This window comes from Variovorax sp. RTB1 (assembly GCF_035018765.1).
Classification (GTDB): Bacteria; Pseudomonadota; Gammaproteobacteria; order Burkholderiales; family Burkholderiaceae_C; genus Variovorax.
Genome location: NZ_JASJXG010000006.1, coordinates 159,377 through 183,265, shown reverse-complemented (window position 1 = coordinate 183,265; position 23,889 = coordinate 159,377). Strand labels below are relative to the sequence as shown.

Sequence of the window (23,889 nt, the reverse complement as noted above, 5' to 3'; positions counted from 1 at the left end):
GAACGCGGGGGGCGGGGGTGTTCATTAGCTTGTCTCGTGTTGTCGTTGTCGTTTGTTCGTTTTTCCGGATCAGCCTGCGGCACGCTTCGAAAGTATTTCGAAAGCCGGCAGCGTCTTGCCTTCCAGCACTTCGAGAAAGGCGCCACCGCCGGTCGAGATGTAGCCGATCTTGTCCTCGATGCCGTACTTTGCGATGGCTGCCAGCGTGTCGCCGCCGCCAGCGATCGAGAACGCTGCGCTCTCGGCGATGGCATGCGCCACGGTCTTCGTGCCATTGGCGAACGCGTCGAACTCGAACACACCGAGCGGGCCGTTCCAGACGATGGTGCCGGCTTCGCGCAACTGGGCGGCGAGCATCTCGGCTGTCTTCGGCCCGATGTCCAGGATCAGGTCGTCGTCGGCCACGTCGTTCGCAGCCTTGACCGTCGCGGGCGCATCGGCCGCGAAGGTCTTTGCGGTGACCACGTCGACCGGGATCGGCACATCGGCACCGCGCGCGCGCATCGACTCGATCACCGCTTTGGCCTGATCGAGCAGGTCGGGTTCGGCCAGCGACTTGCCGATCTTCAGACCCGAGGCCAGCATGAAGGTGTTGGCGATGCCGCCGCCGACGATGAGCTGGTCGACGTTGGCCGACAGGCTCTTCAATATGGTGAGCTTGGTGCTGACCTTGGAGCCGGCGACGATGGCGACCAGCGGGCGCTTGGGCTGCGCCAGCGCCTTGGTGATGGCGTCCATCTCGGCCGCCAGCAGCGGGCCGGCCGACGCGATCTTGGCGTATTGCGCGATGCCATAGGTCGTGGCCTCGGCGCGATGCGCGGTGCCGAAGGCGTCGTTCACGTAGATGTCGCACAGCGCGGCGAGCTTCTTCGCCAGCGCCGGATCATTCTTCTTCTCGCCCTTGTTGACGCGGCAGTTTTCGAGCAGCACGACCTGCCCTGGCTTGACGTCGACGCCGTCGACCCAGTTCGCCACCAGCGGCACTTCGCAGCCGAGCAATTCGGCGAGGCGTTTGGCGACCGGCGCCAGCGAGTCGGCGGGCTTGAACTCGCCTTCGGTCGGCCGGCCCAGATGCGAGGTCACCATGACGGCAGCGCCCGAATCGAGCGCCAGCTGGATGCACGGCACCGAAGCGCGCACGCGCGTGTCTTCGGTAATGTCGCCGGCATCGTTTTGCGGCACGTTGAGGTCCGCGCGAATGAACACGCGTTGGCCGGCGACCTTGCCGTCGGCACACAAATCGGTAAAGCGGATGACGTTCATGGGCCGATTCTAGGAGTCGTCCCTGACGATGTCGGAACTGAGAGTTACCAGCCGAGCCAGAGATGCAGCGGCAGATACACCGCCATGCCGACGAGCATGGTGCCGAGCACGCCGTGCTTCCAGAAATAGTAAGCGCCGCCAGCGATCGCGGCGTAGATGCGCGCATCGTGTAGCGTGGTTACGAGGTGCCCTTGCGACATGACGATCTCGGGCGCGATCACCGCCGCCAGCGCAGCGACGGGCGCGTAGTGCAGCGCGCGATGCGCCCAGTCGGGCAGGCCCCACGGTCGGTCGAGGATGAAGAAGAAGCAGCGCGTGACGACCGTGACGCATGCGAGGCCGACGATGATGCCCATCGTGCCGATGTCGGTGCCCAGAAACGAGAAGCCGGCCATCAGGTGTCATCCTCCGCGCTCGGGTCGAGCCCCAGCTGCTTCTCCAGCCAGAAGCACAGCAGCACCGCGACGCCGATGCCCACCACGATGTTGAGCTTCAGCGGCAGCGCATAGGCCGCGACGGCGGTGGCGCCAGCAATCAGCGCAGCCAGCACGCGCAGCCGGGTCGTCGCCATCGAACACAGGATGCCGACCAGACTCAGCACGCCAGCGAACGCCAGGCCCCACGACTGCGGGATCAGTTTGGCGAGAAAGACCCCGATCAGGCTCATGCCCATCCACGATGACCAGGTCATGAAGTAGCCGCCTGCGAGGTACGCCTCCTGGCCGATCTGTTCGGCCGGTGTGATCGGCGGTGCCGGGTACTTGCGGGTGAACATCACGTAGCTCAGGTCGGCCGTGAGATAGCCGTGCGTCATGCGGCGCCAGCGCGGCAGGTGCATCAGGTAAGGCCGCAGGTGCAGGCTGAACACCACGAAGCGCAGGTTGACGCAAAAGCCTGTCGCCAGAATCACCCAGGCCGGCGCACCGGCAGCCAGCAACGGAATGGCCGCGAGTTGTGAACTCCCGGCATAGACCAACAGGGTCATCGCGACCGATTCGATCAGGCTCATGTCGGACTTGACCATGGCCACACCAGTCATCAGGCCCCAGGCGCCGATGCCGAGCGCGAGCGGCGCCATGTTGCGGGCAGCTTCGCGAAACTCTGGCTGCCGACGGATCGATCGCAGAAAGAACATCAGCCGCCGAAAACCCGGCCGGGCTCGATGTCGAAGCCGCGCAGGAAGTCCGCCGCCGGCAGGCGTTTGCCGCCAGCGCGTTGCAGTTCGGTCAGCAATACCGTGCCGTCCGCGGCTGCTACGGCAATGCCGGTGGGTGTTACGGCAATGACGGTGCCGGGCACTTCGCTGACTGTGGCGGTCACTTCATTCGCGTGCGGCGGCTGCACTTGTGCCGCCCAGAGCTTGATCGACTCGCCGCTCATCACAGTCATGGCGCCCGGAAACGGATCGAAGGCGCGGATGCGGCGCACGATGGCCGCGGCGGGTTGTGTCCAATCGACCGCAGCCTCGTGCTTTTCGACCTTGTGCGCATAGGTCGTGCCCTCATTCGGCTGCGGCGTCGGGGTCAGCGTACCGGCCTCGGCGCGGCGCAGCACGTCGACGATCAGCCGCCCGCCGAGTTCGGCCAGCCGGTCGTGCAATCGTGCGGTGCTGTCGCCGCCGATGTCGATCGCCTCGACCTGCAGCATGGCGCCGGTGTCGAGGCCGGCATCCATCTGCATGATGGTGATGCCGGTCTGCATGTCGCCTGCTTCGACGGAGCGGTGAATCGGAGCCGCGCCGCGCCAGCGCGGCAGCAAGCTCGCATGAATGTTGAGGCAGCCGAGGCGCGGCACATCGAGCACCCACTGCGGCAGGATCAGACCGTAGGCGGCGACCACCATCACGTCGGCTTGCGCGGCTTCAAGGGTGGCGCGTGCAGCGAGGGCGTCGTCAGGATATTTGCCATCGAGCCGCAAGCTGCGCGGTTGCGCGACGGGCCAGCCGTTCAGTACGGCCAGTTGCTTTACGGCGGACGCCTGCAGCTTCATGCCGCGACCGGCCGGGCGATCGGGCTGCGTCAGCACCAGCGCGATGTCGAATCCCGCCGAAGCGATGGCGTCGAGCGCAATGCGCGCGAACTCGGGCGTGCCCGCGAAGACGATGCGCGGGCTGCTCACCAGGGCAGCCGCTCGAACTCGAGGTCGTCGCCCGTGTGATAACGCGCCACGACGCCCTGAGGGTCGATGTAGATATAGAGCAGGCGGCGGGTGTTCATCGACTTGTAGTGCCAGCTCCAGACCACGCCATCGAACGACGACACGCGGGTGACTTCGTACGGCCGTCCGTAGGTACGCAACACATCGGCCTCCCGCCAGAGGCCGACGCCCGGCTGGATGTCGCGATCGAACGCGCGGTCATCGAGCATCTGGCGAATCGCGACGACGCGGCCGGCGGCGTCAAGGTCGACATCGTTGACTTCGAAGCCTGCCGGAGCGCGCGAATATTGAAGGCGTTCACCGCCGCCGGGCAAAGGGTAGACAGCAGTGGGTTGGCCGAGGCGTTGCAATGCTTCGCCCCGCGACGTGCCTAGCGGAAGATTGGTCGGCTCGCTGGCGCAGCTGGCCAGCACCGCAAGCACTGCGACGAACGACAAAGCCTTCACCGAAAACCTGTTCCGAAGCAAAAGCACTCTCAAGCCTGGGTTTCGCGCAACTCTTCGCGCTGGGCCTTGAGCATCTTGCTCTTGATGCGGTTGCGCTTGAGCGGCGACAGGTATTCGACGAATACCTTGCCGAGCAGATGGTCCAGCTCGTGCTGCACGCAGACCGCCAGCAGGCCTTCGGCTTCGATGGTTCGGAGCTGGCCTTCGGCATCGAGGGCCGCGACCTTGACCAAAGTCGATCGCATTACACCGTCGTAGATGCCGGGGACCGACAGACAGCCCTCTTCGTTCAGCACCTTCTCGTCGCTGGCCCAGACGATCTCCGGGTTGATCAGCACGATCGGCTCGTCGCGATGCTCGGAAATGTCGATGACGACCACGCGCTCGTGCACGTCGATTTGCGTCGCCGCCAGGCCGATGCCCTCCGCGTCGTACATCGTCTCCAGCATGTCGGCAACCAGCGCCTTGACGCGTGCATCGACGCCCTGCACCGGTTTGGCAACGGTGTGCAGGCGTTTGTCGGGGAAGCTCAGGATCGTTCTTTTAGCCATGAAAGCGAGAAAAAGTTGTCGCTATTTTCGCCATTTCCGCGACGCGAAGACAGCTTGCGAACTGATAAACGTTGCCCAATCAAGGGCTTCAGCGCAAAATTCGTTGCAAATTGTGAGGAAACGTTTGTCCGGCGCGGCACTGTGCGTGTACATCATCAAACCATGAAAAAACTCCGAACCAACGCCCGTTTGCGGCCAACCCTGCTGACGACACTCGTGGCCTCCGCGCTCTTCAGCGCCGGTCTCGGCATTGGAACGGCGGCTTCAGCACAGAATTATCCGATCACGCCCGAGCAGCGCGCCGTGGCACAGCAGACCGCTCAAGCGGGCATTCCGGTCAGCGAACTCGCGCCCAATGCACCGGACGAATACACCATCAAGCCGGGCGACACGCTGTGGGCTATTTCCCGTATGTACCTCAAGAGCCCGTGGCGTTGGCCCGAGCTCTGGGGCATGAACATCACCGAGATCAAGAACCCGCACCGCATCTACCCAGGACAGGTGCTCTATCTCGACAAGACCGGCGGCCGCGCACGCCTCAGCACGCGCCGCGGTTCCGGCATGCCGGACGGCACCATCAAGCTGTCGCCGCGCACCCGTTATGAATCGCTTTCGGGCATGGCGTTGACGACGCTCAGCCCGGCGCTGATCGATCCCTTCCTCAGCGAAGCGATCATCATCGACGAGAACACCTTGATCACCGCGCCGCGCATCGTCGCCGGCAACGACGACCGGGTGCTGCTGGCGCGCGGCGACCGCGCCTATGCCCGTGGCGAAATCAATTCGCCATTGGTCGAGACGAGCGGCCCCGTCAAGCAGTTCCGGATTTACCGGAACGCCACGCCGCTGAAAGACCCGGCCACTGGCGAGATCCTCGGCTACGAGGCCGCCTACCTCGGCCGCGCCCGCATGGAGCGCGGCGAATCGACGATCACCCAGTTCGAAGAGGGCAAGGAAGTGACCAGCGTGGTGCCTGCCACCATCGACATCGTGGCGGCGCGAGAAGAAATGCGTGCTGGCGACCGGCTGCTGCCCGAACCGACACGCGAAGTACAGAGCTACGTGCCGCGCGCTCCAACGCAAGAAGTCAACGGCCGCATCGTCTCGGTCTACGGCGACGCAGTCACCTTCGCGGCGACCAACCAGATCGTCGCCATCAACAAGGGACTGCGCGACGGCATGGAAAGCGGTCAGGTGCTGGCTATCCTCAAGAACGGCCAGACCATCGTCGACAAGACCAATGGCGCCAAAGAAACGCTCAAGTTGCCTAACGAACGCATCGGCTTGCTGATGGTGTTCCGCGTTTTCAACAAGGCCTCTTACGCGCTCATCCTCGGTTCCAGCGACACGCCCAAGTCCGGCGACATCCTCGTCAATCCGTAAGTCGTAAGTTTGGAACGTGACGAACTCGCCGGCTGGCTGCGGCTTACGCTGACGCCAAGCATCGGCGACACCACAGCTCGCAAGCTGCTGGCCGCCTTCGGCTTGCCACTTCAGGTCTTTGCGCAATCCGAAGCCGCGCTGCAGCAGGTCGTATCGCCTGCACAGGCGGCTGCTCTTCGGCTGACGCCTGCAGGCTTGTCGGCGCTGGTCGACGAAACCTGGAACTGGCTGCAGGCGGTCGAGTCGTCCGGTGCCACGCGACGCCTCTTGACGCTGGCCGACCCGGCTTATCCGGCCTCGCTGCTCGACATGGTCGATCCGCCGCTGATGCTCTACGTGATCGGCGCGCCGCAATTCGATCTGACCGCGCTCGACCGGGCGCTCGCGATTGTCGGCAGCCGCAATCCAACGCCGCAGGGCGTATTGAATGCGCGCGACTTCGGTCGCGCCTTGGGGGAAGCGGATATCACCGTAGTTTCTGGACTGGCACTGGGTGTCGACGGCGCTGCGCACGAAGGCGCGCTGGATGCTGCCAAAGGCACCGATCGGTTCGCGACCATTGCGGTGGTCGGCACCGGGCTCGATAGGGTGTACCCCGCGCGCCACCGTGACCTGGCGCATCGCATCACGGCGCAAGGATTGATCGTCAGCGAATTCCCGCTCGACACGCCGCCGCTGAACCAAAACTTTCCGAAGCGCAACCGCATCATCGCGGGCCTGACGCGCGGCACGCTGGTGGTCGAGGCCGCGCTGCGTTCCGGCTCGCTGATCACAGCGCGGTTGGCCGTCGAGCAAGGCAAGGAAGTATTCGCCATTCCAGGATCGATCCACTCACCCCAGTCGCGCGGAGGCCATTCGTTGATACGGCAAGGCGCCAAGCTGGTGGAGTCGGTGCAGGACATTCTTGAGGAATTGCGCTTCGATGGCGGTGCGACGTCCGCAGCTTCTTCAGCTTCAGGCGCTACAGGCGGCGGGGATAGCACCGACGACGACGAAACCGAACCGTCATCTGGCCTGTTGCACGACCTCGGCTTCGATCCGGTGAGCCTCGACGCGCTCTGTGCTCGCACCGGCTACAGCGCCGCCGAGTTGCAAGGACGGCTGCTCGAACTGGAACTCGACGGACACGTCGCGCGTCTGCCCGGCGGCCTGTTTCAGCGCATCGCCGTCGGCTGACTTCGATGTGGACTTCGACGTCGCATCGGCACAACGAGTCAGGGTCGATTCGAGCAGGTGGGCTATATTGAGTGCCATGTTCGAAGTGCTTGTATTCGTCTACGAAAACTACTGGCGCAGCGACGCGTGCCCCGAGCCGGAGCAACTGGGCCGCAAGCTCACTGCACACGGCTTCGAGCCCGACGAAATCCGCGACGCGTTGCAATGGCTCGATGGCCTCACCGTTGCCACGCAGGGCATCCAGCTCACCAGGCATGTCGACGAGACGACCGCCACCGTTGGGTTGCGCGGCACCGGCGAAGCGGCACTGCCGCAGGCGACCGACTCCATGCGTGTCTATTCGGCGACCGAGCAAGACCACCTCGGTGCCGATTGTCTGGGCTTCATCAGCTTCCTTGAAACAGCCAACGTGCTATCACCGGGTTTGCGCGAGATCGTCGTCGAGCGCGCCATGGCAGCACCGGGCGATCCGGTGGCGCTCGATGAGCTGAAAATCATCGTGTTGATGGTGCACTGGAGCACCGGCATCGAGCCTGATGCGCTGGTGCTCGACGAGCTTTGCGACGGCCGCGAAGACAGGGTCGCGCACTAGCGACCGCGGTCGCCCCGCCCGCTAGTTAAGCAGGCGTTCGGGGTTGGCGTCCAGCTTGGCCAGCGCTTCACGCGTGGCACGGACGGTCAGGGTTTCTTCTTCTGCCGGCACCAGCAAACCCGCCTGCAAATAAGACGCCAGGCGGCCGGCCTGAATCAGAAAGCTGCGGCCATCGCTCGACGCGAACAGGTGCAGTTGCTTCCGATCGCTGCGCCAGACGAACTGGACCTGGCTCGGGCGGCTGTTGTGGTCCAGCATGAACCAGTTGCCAACCTGCAGTTCGTGCGCCCATGCCAGCATCTCTTCGCCGACCTTCTGGCCGGTATCGGGCACCACTTCGATCGAAGCGGCGTCGACGCCCAACAGCAGCTCGATGCTGGCAGCGTCGATTGGAAACTCTGCCGTGCCTTCGTCGCTGACGAAATCCTCGATGTTGGCCAGCCGCTGGGCCATCGCCTCGATCTTGGCCGGCGCAATGGCCTCGGTCTTGGACATGAAGGCGTCTGACAAGGTCGCACCGATGATCTTGATCTGCGCTTCCTGCGGGTCGCCGATGATGCCGAGCAAGGTCATGCCTTGCCGCAGGCGCTGCAGCAGCTTGGGCAGGTCTTGAATGACGCGGGTGCGGTCGTTGCGGTTGGGCTTGGCGCTGGCCGCCCACACGAGGTCGGATGCCGCGCGCTTGAGCGTCACGGTTTGCTCGTCTTGCGCACCGTATCGCAGCGCAGCGATGGCCAGAACCTCGGCCCAGACCTTGAACAAAAACTCGCGGATCTCGTCGCGCACCGGCATATCGTTGAGCATCTTCCGGAGCTCGATGGTGTACTGGATCGCCATCGTCTCCTTCTGCTCGACCTGCTGCGCCACGCTCATCACGCGCTGCGTCGCATCGCTCTGCGTCAGGTATTTGCCCAGGAAAGCGACAAACTCGTCGAACACCAGCTTGAAGACGCGTTGGCCGGTTTCCGGATACTGCTCGATGACCTGCACCACGCGGCGGATTTCGCCCTCCAGCGCGCTGCCCGAAATGGCGGCGGCATCGAAACCCATCACACACGAACCCATACGGTCGATAAGCATCCGCGCAGGATGCTGCAGGGTGCCGAAGAACTCCGGCTCGGCGATGGCAACGCGCAGCACCGGCATCTGCAGGCGCGCGAACCATACCCGCGCCGAGAACGGGATGCGCTCTTCGGCCAGGATGGCCTGGAACATGAGCGCGACGATTTCCACTGTCGCCTTGTCGGCGGTGGTGGGCGCTTTCTTCTTGAGTTCTGTCGTGCGTCGGCGCAGATCGGCGGCCGTCTGCTGCAGCGCGGTTGCCTCTTCGCCCACCACGTACTGCGACGAGGCCAGTTGGTAGGCGGCCTCGGCATCGGCGATGGCCGCGACGAAGGCCGGCGAAGCCCCGCCCGCGCCACGCGCCATGACGCCGTTCGCGTAGCCACCGCCCGGCGCGCCCGATCCGGCGACATGCTGGATTCCGCTGCTGCTTTCAGTTCCGAGCCGTGCCGAGACGAATCGCTTCAGGTTAAGCAACACGCCCTGAGCGCGCTGACGCGCCATCAACAGCGGCGAGCCGCCCGTTGCAACGACACCTTCGTTGCCGCCGCCTTGCGAATTTCCGGCACCGCCGCCCCAGCCCATGCCGACCCCGATGGCAGCGGGCGCAAAGCTGCCGGGCGGGGCGATACTTTGCATTCCCCTCGACGCGCCGCCACCGCCGTACTGCCCGGCAGGCCCGGGGCCGGACGACTGCGCGCCGCCGTAGCCGTTCCCCAGCGGCATCGTCCCCGAAGCGGCGTTGCCAGTGCGCTTGACGAAGCTCTTGAGATCGATCTCGGGCATCACGCCCTTGCCGATCAGGAAAGCGTTGGCGTCCTTGTAGGCTTTCACCACCGCCTCAACCAGCTTCACCTGGATCGAATCCTGGACCTTGGTCCACATCGCCCGGGTCAGCCCGGCCGCCAGCCACTGCTCGACCAGCAGCTTGGCGAGCGTTTCAGGCTTGAAAACGTCCTTGGCATCGAGTTCGCTGGTGCCCTCGAGATGCTGGATGCGCAGCCGCAGGTCGTTCAGTTCGAAGCTGGCCTTGTCGGCGATGAGTTGGGCGAGTCGCGACGAGAGGATGTTGTTTTCCACCACCTCGTCGCCGATCAGTTCAAGGCGCGACAGCGAATTCTGCGTGGTGCCGCCCGTGCTGGTCCCGAGAACCTTGCGCCAGCTGGCTTGCGACATCGCAACCCAGTTCGACGCCTGACCTTGGAACGACAGAAAGTCGTCGCGGTTCTCCTGCATCGCCCGCGCGTTACCGGTTTGCGCAGCCAGTGACGAAAGGCGTTCACGTATGGCGAGCGCCGCGGGGGCAATCACTGTCTCGGTTGCGGCGACGAAACGCTCACGGGTCTCGCGGGCGAGCTGCAGGGAGATAGCGGGGGGTCGCGACGTACTCATGAGGGATCAGGGCGGCAAAAAAGCAGTTCCACAGTAGCGAGCTTGCATCGGGAAACAATTGCGCACAAGAGTATCCGTTACTCCAATCACTTGCATTACACCGCCGCGCCGGCGTTCGGGTCGTCCGGATCGCCTTCGCGCTTGGTCGGGCCCTTGATCAAGTCCTCGCGCTTGACGCCGAGCCACATTGCGATGGCCGCCGCCACAAAGGCCGATGAGTAGATGCCGAACAGGATGCCGATGGTCAGCGCCAGCGCAAAGTAGTGCAGCGTCGGGCCGCCGAAGAAGAACATCGACAGCACCACGAGCTGGGTCGAACCGTGGGTAATGATGGTTCGGCTGATGGTCGAGGTGATCGCGTTGTCGATGATCTCGACCGTCGACAGCTTGCGGTAGCGCCGGAAGTTCTCGCGAATCCGGTCGAAGATCACCACCGACTCGTTCACTGAATAGCCCAGCACCGCCAGCACTGCCGCCAGCACCGCCAGCGAAAACTCCCACTGGAAGAACGCGAAGAAGCCCAGGATGATGACGACGTCGTGCAGATTGGCCAGCACCGTGGCCAGCGCGAACTTCCACTCGAAGCGAAACGCCAGGTAGATCATGATGCCGACCACCACCATGCCGAGCGCTTTCAGCCCGTTGGTGGTGAGCTCTTCGCCGACCTGCGGGCCGACGAACTCGGTGCCGCGCAGCGTGGCGGCGGGGTCGGCCGCCTTCAGCGCCTCGATGACTCGCGCGCTCTGCTGCGTCGCGTTCATGCCCTTTTGCGCCGGCAGCCGGATCTGCACATCGCGCGACGAGCCGAAAGCCTGCACCTGCACGTCGGGATAGCCCAGCTTTGCGACGCTCTCGCGCACCTTGCCGATGTCCGCCGACTGCGCGTAGGCGACCTCCATCACCGTGCCGCCGGTGAACTCGACCGACAGATGCAGCCCGCGGTGCAGCAGGAAGAACACCGCCAGCGCGAAGGTGACGAAAGAAATGATGTTCAGCACCAGCGCGTGGCGCATGAACGGGATGGTCTTGTGGATGCGGAAGAATTCCATGGCCTGTTCTTCCTTTTATTTGCCCGGGGCCACGGCGGTACCGACATCGGCGTCGGTCTTGGGCCGCCACACGGTGCCGATAGACACCGTCTTGAGCTTCTTCTTGCCGCCGTACCAGAAGTTGACCAGCCCGCGCGAGAAGAACACCGCCGAGAACATCGAGGTGACGATGCCGATGCAGTGCACCACAGCGAAGCCGCGAATCGGCCCTGAGCCGAAGGCCAGCAGCGCGATGCCTGCTATCAGGGTGGTGACGTTCGAATCGAGGATGGTGCCCCAGGCTCGGTCGTAGCCAGCGTGAATGGCAGCTTGCGGCGACGCGCCGTTGCGCAGTTCTTCGCGTACCCGCTCGTTGATCAACACATTCGAGTCGATGGCGACGCCGATGGCCAGTGCCATGGCGGCGATGCCCGGCAGCGTGAGCGTGGCCTGCAGCATCGAAAGGATCGCCACCAGCAGCATCAGGTTCACCGCCAGCGCGATCGACGAAAACGCCCCGAACAGCGCGTAGTAGATGCACATAAACACCATGATGGCGATGAAGCCATACATCACGCTGTCGAAACCCTTCTTGATGTTGTCGGCGCCCAGGCTCGGGCCGATGGTCCGCTCCTGAATGATTTCCATCGGCGCAGCGAGCGAACCGGCGCGCAGCAACAGCGCCAAATCGTTGGCTTCGACCACGTTCATCGAGCCCGAAATCTGGAATCGGTTGCCGAGTTCGCCGTTGATCGACGGCGCGGTCAGCACTTGGCCCTTGCCCTTTTCGAAGATCAGCATCGCCATGCGCTTCTTGAAATTTTCGCGGCTGACGTCGCGCATGATCCGACCGCCCTTGGCGTCCATGGTCAGGTCAACCTTCGGCTGGTTGCTCTGCTGGTCGAAGCCCGGTTGCGCGTCGGTCAGGTTCTCGCCGGTGACGAGCACCTGCTTTTTGACGATGACCGCCCGACCGGTGCGGTCCAGAAATTTCTCGGAACCGAACGGCACCGGGCCGCTGCCGGTTTCGGCAGCACGCCCTTCGGCGCTCTCGTCGACCAGGCGCATTTCGAGCGTGGCGGTGCGACCGAGAATGTCCTTGGCCTTGGCCGTGTCCTGCACGCCGGGCAACTGGACCACGATGCGGTCGATGCCCTGCTGCTGGATCACCGGTTCGGCCACGCCGAGTTCGTTGATCCGGTTGTGCAGCGTGGTGATGTTCTGCTTGAGCGCGGCGTCCTGCAGCCGGCGCGCGGCCTCGGGCTTGATGACGGCGGTCAGCTTGAAGTTGTCGCCGTCTTGCGTCGCGGTGCCGGTGAGATCGGGGAACTGGTCCTGCACCAGGCCGCGCGCGGCTTCGAGGCTCGCTGCATCGCGGAAAGTGACTTCGATGGCCTGGCCGTTGCGCGTGACCGCGCTGCCGCGGATGTTCTTGTCGCGCAGCGCGCTTCGAACGTCACTGGCAAAAGTTTCAGCGCGCTTGTCGAGGGCGCCCTTCAGGTCGACCTGCAGCATGAAGTCGACGCCGCCACGCAGGTCGAGGCCGAGGTACATCGGATAGGCATGCAGCGCGGCAAGCCACGCCGGCGAACGCGGCACGAGATTGAGCGCCACCGTGTAAGACGGGTCGTTCGCGTCGGGCACCAGCGCGTGCTGAATGACGTCGCGCGCCTTCAACTGGTCGTCCGGCGTCAGGAAACGCACGCGCAACGACGTCGCGTCGAGCGTTTGCATGTCCGGCACGAGATTCGCCGCCTTCAGCGCCTCGTCGATACGCGCCTGCGTGGCGCCGTCGACCTTGGCGGTCGACTTGGCAGCCGACACCTGCACCGCAGGCGCTTCGCCGAAGAAATTGGGCAGGGCGTAAATCAGCCCCACGAGCAGCACGATCACGATGATCGCGTACTTCCAGACCGGATAACGGTTCATCGATTCAACCTTCAAGACGCGTAGCGCGAAGCACCCGCGTTATCACCGACTTATTACTTGATTGCGCCCTTGGGCAGAACCTGGACGACGGCGCTGCGCTGCACCTGAACTTCGACGCCGGCGGCAATCTCGACGCTCAAGTACGTGTCGCCGATCTTGGTGATCTTGCCGAGCAGTCCACCGGTGGTAGCGACTTCATCGCCCTTGGCAAGCGCTTCGATCATGGCGCGAGCTTCTTTCTGGCGCTTCATTTGCGGGCGGATCATGACGAAATACAGCACCACGAACATGAGCACCAGCGGCAGCATGCTGCCCAGCGACGAAAACATGTCGCCAACCCCTGCAGCAGCGGGCGCGGTCTGGGCGAAAGCAGAAGAAATGAACAAGGGGAAGTCTCCAACTGATTAGAACAAGACGGACAAGACAGACAAAACGGGAATGCGAGCCGGAATGAAGCTACCGGTCGCTGGCAGGCGGCCAACAGGACCGCATGACACAGCCCTGGGCTGCGAACAGCACCGAGCATTGTATTCGGCGGGGCCGGCCTCACCCGAAGGCTTACCCGGCGCGCCGAACGGGGCTTTCGACGCCGCGGATCAGGCGGCGACCTCGTTGCAGATCAGGCCGTTGCGCGCGCCTTTTGCGGGTTGCGCCACTGGTCGAGCAGCGCCGCCCATCGGGTGCGCGCCGCCGCCAGGTTGCGATCCTTCACATGACCGTAGCCGCGAATCTGCTCCGGCAGCGCCGCGATTTCCAGCGCGGTCGCGTGGTTGCCCGCATTGAGCCCGGTCAGCACTTCATCGATGGCGGCGCGGTACTCGCCAATCAGCGCGCGCTCGGTTTTGCGTTCTTCGGTACGGCCGAAGATGTCGAGCGCCGTACCGCGCAGGCCCTTCAGCTTCGCGAGGAAGCGGAAGCCGGTCAGCATCGCCGGACCGAACTTCTGCTTTTGCGGTTCACCCTTGGCGTTCTTCTTCCCGATGATCGGGGGCGCCAGGTGGTAGTTGAGCTTGAAGTCGCCCTCGAACATTCCGTTGACGCGATCCAGGAACGAGCGGTCGGTGTGCAGCCGAGCGACTTCGTACTCGTCCTTGTATGCCATCAGCTTGAACAGGTAGCGCGCCACGGCTTCGGTCAGGCTGGTCTTGCCGACCAGCGACGACTCCGACTGCTGCACCTTGGCGACGAAACCTTTGTACTGCTCCGCATACGCCGCGTTTTGATAAGCGGTCAAAAACTCGACGCGGCGCTTCACCAGGCTTTCGACCGTCTCGCGCTTTTTGAACTCGATGACGTGCCCCGGCGCCACCAGCTTCTGCACGGCCGCCAGGTCGTGCGCCGCGCGACGGCCCCATTCGAACGCTGTCTTGTTGTTCTCGATCGCGACGTTGTTGAGGTCGATCGCGCGCATCAGCGACTCGTATTCGAGCGGCAGCCAGCCGCGCTGCCACGCAAAACCCAACAGCATCGGGTTGGCATACAGGCTGTCGCCCATCAAGGCGACCGCGAAAGCATCGGCGTCGAAAGTGCCGAGGTTGTCGACACCGACGGCGCGTGCAATTTCATTGGCGCAGTCATCTTGCGGATTCACCCAGTTGGCGTTGCGCACGAAAGCCGCCGTCGGCGTGCTGTGCGTGTTGAGCGCAACGTGCGTGCGCCCTTCACGCATGCGCGCCAGCGTCTCGGCGTTGACCGCCACCAGCGGATCGGCCGCCAGGATCAAATCGGCCGCCGCAGTGCCGACGCGCGTGGTGCGAATCGCGTCTTGCGACTCGCCGATGAGCGCATGGCTCCAGGTCGCACCACCCTTTTGCGCCAGGCCCGCCGCGTCCTGCGTGACGATGCCCTTGCCTTCGATGTGCGCGGCCATGCCGAGCAACTGGCCGATGGTGATAACCCCGGTGCCGCCGACACCCGCGACGACGACGCCCCAGACCTGGTCGCGCGCCAGTTGCGGCACGCGCGGCTCAGGCATCGCGCCCATCTCGAAAGGCGAACTGGCTTTGCTCTTCGACTTCTTCTTGAGTGCGCCGCCTTCGACGGTCACGAAGCTCGGGCAGAAGCCCTTGAGGCAGCTCATGTCCTTGTTGCAGGTGCTCTGGTTGATGGCGCGCTTGCGACCGAACTCGGTTTCAAGCGGCTCGACCGACAGGCAATTGCTCTGCACGCTGCAGTCGCCGCAGCCCTCGCACACCAGTTCGTTGATGACCACGCGCTTGGCCGGATCGACCGCCGTGCCGCGCTTGCGGCGGCGCCGCTTTTCGGTCGCGCAGGTCTGGTCGTAAATGATCGTGGTCGTGCCCTTGATCTCGCGAAACTCGCGCTGGATTTCGTCGAGATCGTCGCGATGGCGAATGGCGACGCCCTTGCCGGCGTAGCTGCCCGGCACCGTGACGCCGTCGTACTTCTCGGGTTCGTCGGTGACGATGACGACCTTCATGGCGCCTTCGGCATGCAGGCTTTCCGCGATCTGAAGGACCGAATGGCCTTCGGGCCGCTCGCCGATCGCCTGACCGCCGGTCATGGCGACCGCGTCGTTGTAGAGGATCTTGTAGGTGATGTTCACGCCCGCCGCGATCGACTGGCGAATGGCGAGCAGGCCGCTGTGAAAGTACGTCCCGTCGCCCAGGTTCGCGAAGATGTGCTGGTCGGTGGTGAAAGGCTGCTGGCCGACCCACGGCACGCCCTCGCCGCCCATCTGCGTGAAGCCGATGGTGCTGCGGTCCATCCAGGTTGCCATGAAGTGGCAGCCGATGCCGGCCATGGCGCGTGAACCTTCGGGCACCACGGTGCTGGTGTTGTGCGGACAGCCCGAGCAGAACCAGGGCTGGCGCCCCTCGGTCACGCCGCCGGCCTGCATGATTTCCATCGAGCGCTCCTTGGCGTCGAGGATGGCGATCTGCGCCTGCACGCGCGCTCGCATGTCGGCGCCAGCATTGTCGAGGATGCCGAGCTTCTTCAGGCGCTGCGCGATGGCCTTGGCGATCAGAGCCGGATTCAAGTCGGCGTTGGCGCGCAGCAGCGTGTTCGCGGTCGGGTTCGACATCGACCATTCGCCACCCGAAAAGTCGCCATCGTCGAGCTCGTTGAATTTGCCCACGACATGCGGCCGGACGTCGGCGCGCCAGTTGTAGAGCTCCTCTTTCAATTGGTATTCGATGACCTGGCGCTTCTCTTCGACCACCAGGATCTCTTGCAAGCCGGTTGCGAACTCGCGGGTGAGTTGCGCCTCGAGCGGCCACACCACGCCGACCTTGTGCAGACGAATGCCGAGCTGTCGACAAGTCGCGTCGTCGAGGCCAAGGTCCAGCAACGCCTGGCGCGTGTCGTTGTAAGCCTTGCCGCTGGCCATGATGCCGAAGCGATCATGGTCACCTTCGATCACGTTGTAGTTGAGGCGGTTGGCACGGATGTACGCCAGCGCGGCGTACCACTTGTAGTGCATCAAGCGTGCCTCCTGCTCCAGCGCGTGGTCGGGCCAACGAATGTGCAGGCCGCCCGGCGGCATTTCGAAGTCGGTCGGGATCACGATGTCGACACGCTCCGGGTCGATCATGGCCGTCGCGCTCGACTCGACGATTTCCTGGATCGTCTTCATGCCTGACCAGATGCCCGAGAACCGGCTCATCGCGAAGGCGTGAACGCCGAGGTCGAGAATTTCCTGCACGTTGGCCGGAAAGAACACCGGCGTGCCGCAGGCCTTGAAGATGTGGTCGCTCTGGTGCGCCGCAGTGCTGCTCTTGCTGATGTGGTCATCGCCTGCCACCGCGATCACGCCGCCGAACTCGGTGGTGCCAGCCATATTGGCGTGCTTGAAGACGTCGGAGCAACGGTCCACGCCCGGCCCCTTGCCGTACCAGATGCCGAAAACGCCGTCGAACTTGTTGGTACCCGGCGGCGAGAAGCCCAGTTGCTGCGTGCCCCACAGCGCGGTGGCCGCCAGCTCTTCGTTGACGCCCGGCTGGAACACGATGTTCTGCGCCTTCAGGTACTTGCTGGCCTTCCACAGCGCCTGGTCGTAGCCGCCGAGCGGCGAGCCGCGGTAGCCGCTGATGAAGCCCGCCGTGTTCTTGCCGTTTTGCTGGTCGCGCAGGCGCTGCAGCATCGGCAGCTTGACCAGCGCCTGCACCCCGCTCATGAAGGCGCGACCGTAGTCGAGCGAATATTTGTCGTCGAGGGTGACGGTCTCTAGCGCCTTGCGAATGTGCTCGGGCAGGGGTGCATTCATCGTCTCTGTCTCCTGAATTGGCGTGGCCTTGTGGGCGTGGCTGAAGGGTCTGTGCCCGGTAGGGCGCGTGCCCACGTTGTACGCAAAGTGTATGCCTGGGTCACGGACAGGTGTTTGCGTTCTTTGCCTTCAAAACGCCGCTTCCAGAATGGATCTTTCTTAAAATAGCGTCTTATGGAAAGCATCGACAAGTTCGATCTGGCAATCCTGCAAGAACTGCAGACCGACGGCCGCCTCACCAATGCCGAACTTGCGCAACGCGTCGGTCTCTCCGCCGCGCCCTGCTGGCGCCGCGTGCGTGCGCTCGAAGAGGCGGGCTTCATCAAGGGCTATCACGCAGAAATCGACCGCCACAAGATCGGACTCGGCGTGCTGGCTTTCGTGCGGGTCGACACCGAGCGCGTCCAGGGCGACGCCACCCGCAAACTCGAGGACGCTATCCGCAAGCTGCCCGAGGTGGTGGCCTGCCACTACATCAGCGGCACCGGCACCTTCGAGCTGCAGGTGGTGGCGCAAGACCTCGACAGCTTTTCGAGCTTCGCTCGCCAGCACCTGATGAACCTGCCCAATGTGAAAGACCTGCACACCAGTTTTTCGCTGGGCGAAGTCAAAGCGAACAGTGCGTTGCCGCTGGGGCATTTGGCCGGCAAGCCTTCGCGTACGCGAGCGGGACGATAGCCGGCGATGCCACCGATTTCCCCCGACCAGAACGCCGAGCCAGAGACTTATGCCGAGCCGGCCACCGACCTGCGCCCACCCCGCGTCGGCGCGTTCGACCCGCTGAGCCTGCCGGTGTTCCGCATGCTGTGGAGCACCTGGCTCATCGCCAATGTCTGCATGTGGATGAACGACGTGGCGGCGGCGTGGATGATGACCACGCTCACCACGACGCCGATCTGGGTCGCGCTGGTGCAATCGGCCTCGACCTTGCCGGTGTTCTTGCTCGGGCTGCCGAGCGGCGCATTGGCGGACATCCTGGATCGGCGGCGCTGGCTGATCGCCACGCAGTTCTGGCTGGCCGGCGCCGCCGTCGTGCTGTGCGCAGCGAGCGTGCTCGACCTCATCAACGCGCCGCTGCTGCTGGCACTCACCTTCGCCAACGGCATCGGGCTGGCGATGCGTTGGCCGGTGTTCGCGGCCATCGTGCCGGAGCTGGTGCCGCGCACCCAATTGCCGGCGGCGCTCGGGCTCAACGGCATCGCGATGAACGCATCGCGCATCATCGGCCCGCTGCTGGCCGGCGCGCTCATCGCCAGCGCGGGCAGCGTATGGGTGTTCGGACTCAACGCGGTGCTGTCGGTGGCCTCCGGCTTTGTCGTGATGCGCTGGCGGCGTGAGCACATACCCAATCCGCTCGGCCGCGAAAAGCTCATCGGCGCGATGCGCGTCGGCGTGCAGTTCGTGCGGCAATCGCAGCGCATGCGCGCGGTGCTCGTGCGCATCTCGATCTTCTTCCTGCATTCCACCGCGCTGCTCGCCCTGCTGCCTTTGCTGGCGCGCGGCCTGCACGGCGGCGATGCCGGCACCTTCACGCTGTTGCTCGCTTCGATGGGTGCAGGTGCGATCGTTGTGGTGCTGTTCCTGCCGCGGTTGCGCCAGGCTTTCGACCGCGATCAACTGGTGCTGCGCGGCACGCTCATCCAGTCGGCCGCCACGGCTGTGATGGCCTACGCGCCCAACACCTGGGTCGCGGTGCCCGCCATGTTCTTCGCCGGTGCCGCCTGGATCACTGTGGCCAATTCACTGTCGGTATCGGCCCAGCTCGCATTGCCGGACTGGGTGCGAGCCCGCGGCATGTCGATGTACCAGATGGCGATCATGGGCGCGACCGCTTTCGGTGCTGCCGTGTGGGGCCAGATCGCCACGGTCGGCACGCTGCAGACCGCCTTGCTGATCGGTGCCGTGAGCGGCGTTCTGATGATGGGCGTGGCGTTGCGCTACGTGGTGGATGGCGGCGGCAGCGACGAAGACAACGACCTGAGCCCCGCGCGTGAAGGCTGGGCGCAGGCGCCTGCGCATCCGGCACCGAGCGAGGGCCGCGTCGTCATCACGGTCCAATACATCATCGATCCGGCACGGGCCGCGGCCTTTCATCTGGTGATGCAGCAGACGCGCCGCACGCGGCTGGCCGAAGGCGCGATCGGCTGGGAACTGCTCAACGACATTCGCGAGCCGGAACGCTATGTCGAGCAGATCGTCGATGCGTCGTGGACCGAGCATCTGCGGCGCTTCAACCGTGCGACCGCCGCCGACCTGGCGCTGCGTGAACGCCGCCTTGCGTTCCATAGGGGCGAGGGCCCGCCGGTCGTTACGCGCTATATCGTGAAGCGTTGAACTCGCCCTGTCAGGACTTCTTCGTGGGCAACTCGATGCCAGGGAAGATCTTGATCACCGCGCTGTCGTCTTCCTTCGCAAAGCCGGCGGTCGAGGCTTGCATGAACATCTGGTGCGCGGTGCTCGACAATGGCAACGGAAACTTCGTCGCGCGCGCCATGTCGAGCACGATGCCGAGGTCTTTCACGAAGATGTCGACGGCCGACAACGGTGTGTAGTCGGCGGCGAGCACGTGGGCCATCCGGTTTTCGAACATCCAGCTGTTGCCGGCGCTGTGCGTGATGACTTCGTACAGCGCGGCCGGGTCGACGCCTTCACGCAGGCCGAGTGCCATCGCCTCTGCCGCCGCGGCAATGTGCACGCCGGCCAGCAACTGGTTGATGACCTTGACCTTGCTGCCCGCGCCGGCCTTGTCACCCAGGCGGTAGACCTTGCCGGCCATTGCATCGAGCACTTCGCCGACCTTGGCATAGGCCTCGGGCGTGGCGGCCGTCATCATCGTCATCTCGCCGCTGGCGGCCCGCGCGGCACCACCGGAAATTGGCGCGTCGATGTACAGCAGGCCCATGGCCGCCAGGCGGGACTCGAAGGCGATCGACACGGTCGGGTCGACGGTGGAACACATCACGAACACACTGCCGGGCTTCATCGTGGCCGCGACGCCGTTTGCGAATTTGTCACCAACACTGCCGAACAGCACGCTCTCGGTCTGCGCCGCGTTCACGACCACCGAGACCACCACGTCGCACTGCGCGCCCAACTCGGCCAGCGACGCACAGGCGGCGCCGCCGTCTTTAGCGAACGCATCGGCAACTTCTTTGCGCACATCGAACACGCGCAGGTCGAAGCCCTTGCGGCGCAACGATTGCGCCATGCCACTGCCCATGGCACCGAGGCCGATCAGACCAATCTTCAACGTCATCTTGTCGTCTCCTTTTGTTGTGTAGTCAAGCCAGTAGTTTTTCCAGATCGACATCGACTCGCGTCGCTTCGCGGTCGAGCACATTCACGCAATACAGCACCTCGATCCATTGCTCTGCGCGCACCGCTGTTTCCAGCTGACGCGAAGCCTGTGCCGCGCCAAGCGCGAAGATGGCCGAGAAGGCGCCTTTGAGCGCGTGAACGTGCTGCAGCAGCACCGGCACTTCACGCGCGATCGAGGCCTTGCGAATGGCGCGGCGCCGCAGCGCGATGTCTTCCCGCATCACGCCGGCGAGTTCACGCACAGACGCCATGTCGTTGCCCATGGTCTCCAGGAGCCGCGCAAGGTCCAGTGCCGATGCGCCCTTGCGCTCGGGAGCGGGCACAGAGGCGATAGGCGCTGGCGCTGTCACCACGGCGGTGATCGTCTTGCGCACCGACGGTGCCGAAAGTGAAACGGGCGCCACTGGCGCCGGCCTGCTCGGAAAGGCGCTCAGGTCGAAATCGAATTCAGGCACGAGCACTTCAGGCACCTCGCTCGACGCGCGCATCGCCGACTGCATGGCCTCGGCCAGCCGCGCGGGCGACACGGGCTTGGAGACATAGCCGTCCATGCCCTCGGCAAGGCAACGCTCGCGATCGCCGGCCATCGCATGCGCGGTGAGCGCGACGATGGGCGTGCGCGGGCGGCCGGGCAGCGCCGCTTCGCGCGCGCGAATCTGCGCGGTGGCATCGAAGCCGCTCATGACCGGCATCTGCACGTCCATCAGCACCAGATCGAAGCGCTGCCGTTGCCACGCGCTCACGGCCTCCTCGCCGTTGCGCACGACCGTGAAGGTGCACCCCATGTCGCCCAGCAGCCGGCGCATCAACAACTCGTTGACGGCATGGTCTTCCGCCAGCAGCACGTTCAGGCCGTGCACCGTGAGCATGTCGAGCGGAGCCGGCTCCGACAGCACGCTGAAGTCGTCGTTGGCCTCGTCGAACACGGCGGTGAAGCTGAAGGTGCTGCCCTGCTGCGGTCGACTCTCGACCCGGACCTCGCCCTCCATCATGTTCACCAGCCGCGCGCAAATCGCCAGGCCCAGGCCGGTGCCGCCGTGTCGCCGCGTGGTCGACGCATCGGCCTGCGTGAAGGCCTCGAAAATCTGCCGCTGCTTGTCCTCCGGGATGCCGATGCCGGTGTCGCGCACCGAGAACAGCAGCCGCTGCCGACGCGGCGGAAGATCGCCCTGGTCGTCGTCGACAGCCAGCGTGACATGGATGCTGCCGCGTTCGGTGAACTTGATGGCGTTCGACATCAGGTTCGACATCACCTGGCGCAACCGTCCGGGGTCACCCACGACCACCGGCGGCACATCGGGTGCGATGTCGATATCGACACTCACGCCTTTCTTCTCCGCAGCCGGGACATGCAGCGCGACCACGTCGTTGATCCAGCGTTCGACGTCGAAGCGGATCTGCTCGAAGACCAGCTTGCCGGCTTCGATCTTGGACAGGTCGAGCACGTCGTTCAGCAAGCCCAGCAAGGCGGTGGCCGAGCTGTCGACCAGTTGCAGGTAGCGCCGCTGCTCGGCATCGAGCTTCGACTTGTGAAGGAGCCGAGTGAGTCCGAGGATCGCGTTGAGCGGCGTGCGCACTTCGTGGCTCATGTTGGCCAGGAACTCGCCCTTGGCGCGGCTGCTTTCCTCCGCCTCGGCGCGCGCCTTGTCGATCTCGGCCAGCATCTCGCGGCGCGCCGTGATGTCGCGGTTGTAGCCGGTGAGCTTCAGCGGGGCACCGGCGGTATCGCGCTCGGTGATCATGCCGATGCTCTCGATCCAGATCCACCCTGTGGCTGCCGCCACGCGGTGCTCGACCGAATAGCGATCGCTGTTGCCATTGAGGGCAGCCTCGAATGCGGCGCGCACCGCCAGCACATCCTCGGGATGCACCCGCGACAGCAGTCCGCGCAGATCCCAAAGACTGTCGGGCGCCGCATCACCGATCATCTCGTCCCAGCGCAGGCTGAGAAAAATGCGGCCGCTCGGCACATCGCACTCCCACTGCGCAACGCGCGCTGCCTCGGCGACCAGCATGTGGCGCCGCGCCGACACCAGCGTCTTGCGCGAGGCTTCGATTTCTTCGGCCTGGCGCAGCGTCAACGCCTCGAGCGCATCACGCTCTTCGGACAGCCGCTCGATGCGGACCAGCGCACCTTGCAAGGCGTCGTCGTGCTCAGCATGTGTCATTTCAGATGCGGGTTGTAACTTCGAGGCGTAATAATGAAAACGACTTAGTGCTCGATCAAAAAATCATTTGCCGAACAAATCCACGGCGCCTTTTGGCGCGTAAGCCAAAACGAGTATGCACGTGAACGTTGGACTTAAAAACGATGAGGATGATGCCGAGGCGGAGAGCGCCACGGTGCTGCTGGTCGACGACCAGCCGGTCATCGGCCTGATCGTTCGCAAGATGCTGTCGAGCGACGCAGCCATCGGATTCCACGAGTGCAACGACGCCACCGCAGCGATCGACACGGCGCGCGCTTGCCGTCCCACCGTCATCCTGCAAGACCTCGACATGCCGGGCGCCAACGGGCTCGATCTGGTCATGGCTTACCGCTCGATCCCCGAGCTGCGGAACATTCCGATCATCGTGCTGTCGTCCAACGACGAGCCAGCGATGAAGAAGGCGGCCTTCGCCATCGGCGCCAACGACTACCTGGTCAAGCTGCCGGAGCCGATCGAGTTGATGGCGCGCGTGCGCTACCACTCACGCTCCTACATGGCGCTGCTCCAGCGCGACAACGCCTACCGCGCACTGCACGAGGGCCGGACGAAGCTGCGGCAAAGCAACTTGGAGCTGCAGCGCCTGACCAACTCGGATGGACTGACCGGCCTCGCAAACCGTCGCTACTTCAACACGTACATCGAGCAGGCGTGGGCCACATCCCAAAAAGACGCCTCCGTGCTGTCGCTGTTGATGATCGATGTCGACTACTTCAAGCTCTTCAACGATGCGTTCGGCCACCTTGCAGGAGACGACGCGCTGCAGCGGGTCGCGCAAGCGGTGCAGGGCGCGATAGTCGAACCGATGAGTCTTGCCGCACGATTCGGTGGTGAAGAGTTTGCCGTGATCCTCCCCTGCAAGGGTGCCAAAGCGGCCTGTGAAATGGGCGAACGCGTGCGCCGTGTTGTCGAGGCATTGGGCATTCCCCATCCTTCGGTCGCAGGCGCCAGTGTCACCGTGAGCATCGGGGTAGCGACGATGACGGCCAGTGTCGCGACACGCTCGACCGACCTGATCGCCGCGGCAGATGCCCGGCTCTATTGCGCCAAATACGACGGGCGCAATCGGGTGGTCGGCGCGGCTTAGCGGTCGCGGCGATTGCGCTTGTCCGCAATCGCACATATGCAACAGCAGGGCGTTGTGCACGCCATGTTGG

The 23,889-nt window shown here is 64.4% G+C and carries 19 protein-coding genes; 6 read left to right on the top strand and 13 right to left on the bottom strand.

What is annotated here, in order from left to right; genetic code table 11:
- Nucleotides 1-69 precede the first annotated feature (69 nt).
- From QN397_RS06915 to def, 6 genes are read right to left on the bottom strand one after another with little or no spacing between them, the layout of a single operon-like run.
- Nucleotides 70-1,263, bottom strand: a complete 1,194-nt coding sequence (locus QN397_RS06915) for a phosphoglycerate kinase (RefSeq protein ID WP_323500513.1) — start codon at nucleotides 1,261-1,263, stop codon at nucleotides 70-72.
- Nucleotides 1,264-1,307: 44 nt separating this feature from the next.
- Complete coding sequence (locus QN397_RS06910; protein WP_187053571.1) at nucleotides 1,308-1,658, bottom strand: AzlD domain-containing protein; 351 nt, start codon at nucleotides 1,656-1,658, stop codon at nucleotides 1,308-1,310.
- On the bottom strand, nucleotides 1,658-2,398 hold the full coding sequence (locus tag QN397_RS06905; protein ID WP_323500512.1) for an AzlC family ABC transporter permease: 741 nt from the start codon (nucleotides 2,396-2,398) through the stop codon (nucleotides 1,658-1,660). The genes QN397_RS06910 and QN397_RS06905 overlap by 1 nt, the downstream gene beginning before the upstream one ends.
- Nucleotides 2,398-3,381 (bottom strand): methionyl-tRNA formyltransferase, encoded by a 984-nt coding sequence (fmt, locus tag QN397_RS06900; protein WP_323500511.1) that lies wholly within the window; start codon nucleotides 3,379-3,381, stop codon nucleotides 2,398-2,400. Before fmt ends, QN397_RS06905 begins: the two co-directional genes overlap by 1 nt.
- Complete coding sequence (locus QN397_RS06895; RefSeq protein ID WP_323498206.1) at nucleotides 3,378-3,866, bottom strand: hypothetical protein; 489 nt, start codon at nucleotides 3,864-3,866, stop codon at nucleotides 3,378-3,380. Before QN397_RS06895 ends, fmt begins: the two co-directional genes overlap by 4 nt.
- 29 nt (nucleotides 3,867-3,895) lie before the next feature.
- Complete coding sequence (gene def / locus QN397_RS06890; RefSeq protein ID WP_323498205.1) at nucleotides 3,896-4,417, bottom strand: peptide deformylase; 522 nt, start codon at nucleotides 4,415-4,417, stop codon at nucleotides 3,896-3,898.
- Nucleotides 4,418-4,579: 162 nt separating this feature from the next.
- Here def and QN397_RS06885 point away from each other — a divergent pair, with 162 nt between their 5' ends.
- The 3 genes from QN397_RS06885 (at nucleotide 4,580) to QN397_RS06875 (ending at nucleotide 7,568) form a co-directional block, all read left to right on the top strand.
- Nucleotides 4,580-5,800, top strand: a complete 1,221-nt coding sequence (locus QN397_RS06885; protein ID WP_323500510.1) for a LysM peptidoglycan-binding domain-containing protein — start codon at nucleotides 4,580-4,582, stop codon at nucleotides 5,798-5,800.
- Nucleotides 5,801-5,809: 9 nt separating this feature from the next.
- Nucleotides 5,810-6,976, top strand: coding sequence for a DNA-processing protein DprA (gene dprA / locus QN397_RS06880; RefSeq protein WP_323500509.1), 1,167 nt, complete (start codon nucleotides 5,810-5,812; stop codon nucleotides 6,974-6,976).
- A gap of 76 nt (nucleotides 6,977-7,052) precedes the next feature.
- Nucleotides 7,053-7,568, top strand: a complete 516-nt coding sequence (locus QN397_RS06875; protein ID WP_323500508.1) for a DUF494 domain-containing protein — start codon at nucleotides 7,053-7,055, stop codon at nucleotides 7,566-7,568.
- Between the two features lie 21 nt (nucleotides 7,569-7,589).
- Here the strand turns inward: QN397_RS06875 and QN397_RS06870 are convergent, their stop codons facing one another.
- From QN397_RS06870 to QN397_RS06850, 5 genes are all read right to left on the bottom strand, one after another.
- Nucleotides 7,590-10,022 carry a DUF1631 family protein gene (locus tag QN397_RS06870; RefSeq protein WP_323500507.1) on the bottom strand — a complete coding sequence of 811 codons (2,433 nt, stop codon included), beginning with the start codon at nucleotides 10,020-10,022 and terminating at the stop codon, nucleotides 7,590-7,592.
- A 95-nt stretch (nucleotides 10,023-10,117) separates the two neighbouring features.
- Complete coding sequence (gene secF / locus QN397_RS06865; protein ID WP_323500506.1) at nucleotides 10,118-11,071, bottom strand: protein translocase subunit SecF; 954 nt, start codon at nucleotides 11,069-11,071, stop codon at nucleotides 10,118-10,120.
- A 15-nt stretch (nucleotides 11,072-11,086) separates the two neighbouring features.
- Nucleotides 11,087-12,979: a protein translocase subunit SecD gene (gene secD, locus QN397_RS06860; RefSeq protein WP_323500505.1), complete on the bottom strand. Its 1,893-nt coding sequence runs from the start codon at nucleotides 12,977-12,979 to the stop codon at nucleotides 11,087-11,089.
- Between the two features lie 53 nt (nucleotides 12,980-13,032).
- A complete protein-coding gene (gene yajC, locus QN397_RS06855) occupies nucleotides 13,033-13,365 on the bottom strand; it encodes a preprotein translocase subunit YajC (protein ID WP_187053582.1) in 333 nt (110 codons plus the stop codon).
- A gap of 233 nt (nucleotides 13,366-13,598) precedes the next feature.
- A complete protein-coding gene (locus QN397_RS06850) occupies nucleotides 13,599-17,207 on the bottom strand; it encodes an indolepyruvate ferredoxin oxidoreductase family protein (RefSeq protein WP_323500504.1) in 3,609 nt (1,202 codons plus the stop codon).
- Nucleotides 17,208-17,381: 174 nt separating this feature from the next.
- On the opposite strand from QN397_RS06850, the gene QN397_RS06845 reads away from it, so the two are divergent.
- Entirely contained in the window at nucleotides 17,382-17,885 is a 504-nt protein-coding gene (locus QN397_RS06845) for an Lrp/AsnC family transcriptional regulator (RefSeq protein ID WP_323500503.1), read from the top strand.
- A 6-nt stretch (nucleotides 17,886-17,891) separates the two neighbouring features.
- Entirely contained in the window at nucleotides 17,892-19,541 is a 1,650-nt protein-coding gene (locus QN397_RS06840; protein WP_323500502.1) for an MFS transporter, read from the top strand.
- A gap of 10 nt (nucleotides 19,542-19,551) precedes the next feature.
- On the opposite strand, the gene ltnD is transcribed toward QN397_RS06840, so the two are convergent.
- Together ltnD and QN397_RS06830 are read right to left on the bottom strand one after the other, a co-directional pair.
- Nucleotides 19,552-20,463, bottom strand: coding sequence for an L-threonate dehydrogenase (ltnD, locus tag QN397_RS06835; protein ID WP_323500501.1), 912 nt, complete (start codon nucleotides 20,461-20,463; stop codon nucleotides 19,552-19,554).
- Between the two features lie 25 nt (nucleotides 20,464-20,488).
- A complete protein-coding gene (locus QN397_RS06830) occupies nucleotides 20,489-22,693 on the bottom strand; it encodes a PAS domain-containing hybrid sensor histidine kinase/response regulator (RefSeq protein ID WP_323500500.1) in 2,205 nt (734 codons plus the stop codon).
- A gap of 115 nt (nucleotides 22,694-22,808) precedes the next feature.
- On the opposite strand from QN397_RS06830, the gene QN397_RS06825 reads away from it, so the two are divergent.
- Nucleotides 22,809-23,819, top strand: a complete 1,011-nt coding sequence (locus tag QN397_RS06825) for a diguanylate cyclase (RefSeq protein WP_416352314.1) — start codon at nucleotides 22,809-22,811, stop codon at nucleotides 23,817-23,819.
- The last annotated feature ends 70 nt before the right edge of the window (nucleotides 23,820-23,889 follow it).

Excerpts from the sequence above, each read along its gene's own strand:
- QN397_RS06915 (WP_323500513.1), bottom strand. The coding sequence starts at position 1,263 with ATGAACGTCATCCGCTTTACCGATTTGTGTGCCGACGGCAAGGTCGCC.
- QN397_RS06910 (WP_187053571.1), bottom strand. The coding sequence starts at position 1,658 with ATGGCCGGCTTCTCGTTTCTGGGCACCGACATCGGCACGATGGGCATC.
- QN397_RS06905 (WP_323500512.1), bottom strand. The coding sequence starts at position 2,398 with ATGTTCTTTCTGCGATCGATCCGTCGGCAGCCAGAGTTTCGCGAAGCT.
- def (WP_323498205.1), bottom strand. The coding sequence starts at position 4,417 with ATGGCTAAAAGAACGATCCTGAGCTTCCCCGACAAACGCCTGCACACC.
- QN397_RS06885 (WP_323500510.1), top strand. The coding sequence starts at position 4,580 with ATGAAAAAACTCCGAACCAACGCCCGTTTGCGGCCAACCCTGCTGACG.
- QN397_RS06875 (WP_323500508.1), top strand. The coding sequence starts at position 7,053 with ATGTTCGAAGTGCTTGTATTCGTCTACGAAAACTACTGGCGCAGCGAC.
- QN397_RS06870 (WP_323500507.1), bottom strand. The coding sequence starts at position 10,022 with ATGAGTACGTCGCGACCCCCCGCTATCTCCCTGCAGCTCGCCCGCGAG.
- secF (WP_323500506.1), bottom strand. The coding sequence starts at position 11,071 with ATGGAATTCTTCCGCATCCACAAGACCATCCCGTTCATGCGCCACGCG.
- secD (WP_323500505.1), bottom strand. The coding sequence starts at position 12,979 with ATGAACCGTTATCCGGTCTGGAAGTACGCGATCATCGTGATCGTGCTG.
- QN397_RS06850 (WP_323500504.1), bottom strand. The coding sequence starts at position 17,207 with ATGAATGCACCCCTGCCCGAGCACATTCGCAAGGCGCTAGAGACCGTC.
- QN397_RS06845 (WP_323500503.1), top strand. The coding sequence starts at position 17,382 with ATGGAAAGCATCGACAAGTTCGATCTGGCAATCCTGCAAGAACTGCAG.
- QN397_RS06840 (WP_323500502.1), top strand. The coding sequence starts at position 17,892 with ATGCCACCGATTTCCCCCGACCAGAACGCCGAGCCAGAGACTTATGCC.
- ltnD (WP_323500501.1), bottom strand. The coding sequence starts at position 20,463 with ATGACGTTGAAGATTGGTCTGATCGGCCTCGGTGCCATGGGCAGTGGC.
- QN397_RS06830 (WP_323500500.1), bottom strand. The coding sequence starts at position 22,693 with ATGACACATGCTGAGCACGACGACGCCTTGCAAGGTGCGCTGGTCCGC.
- QN397_RS06825 (WP_416352314.1), top strand. The coding sequence starts at position 22,809 with ATGCACGTGAACGTTGGACTTAAAAACGATGAGGATGATGCCGAGGCG.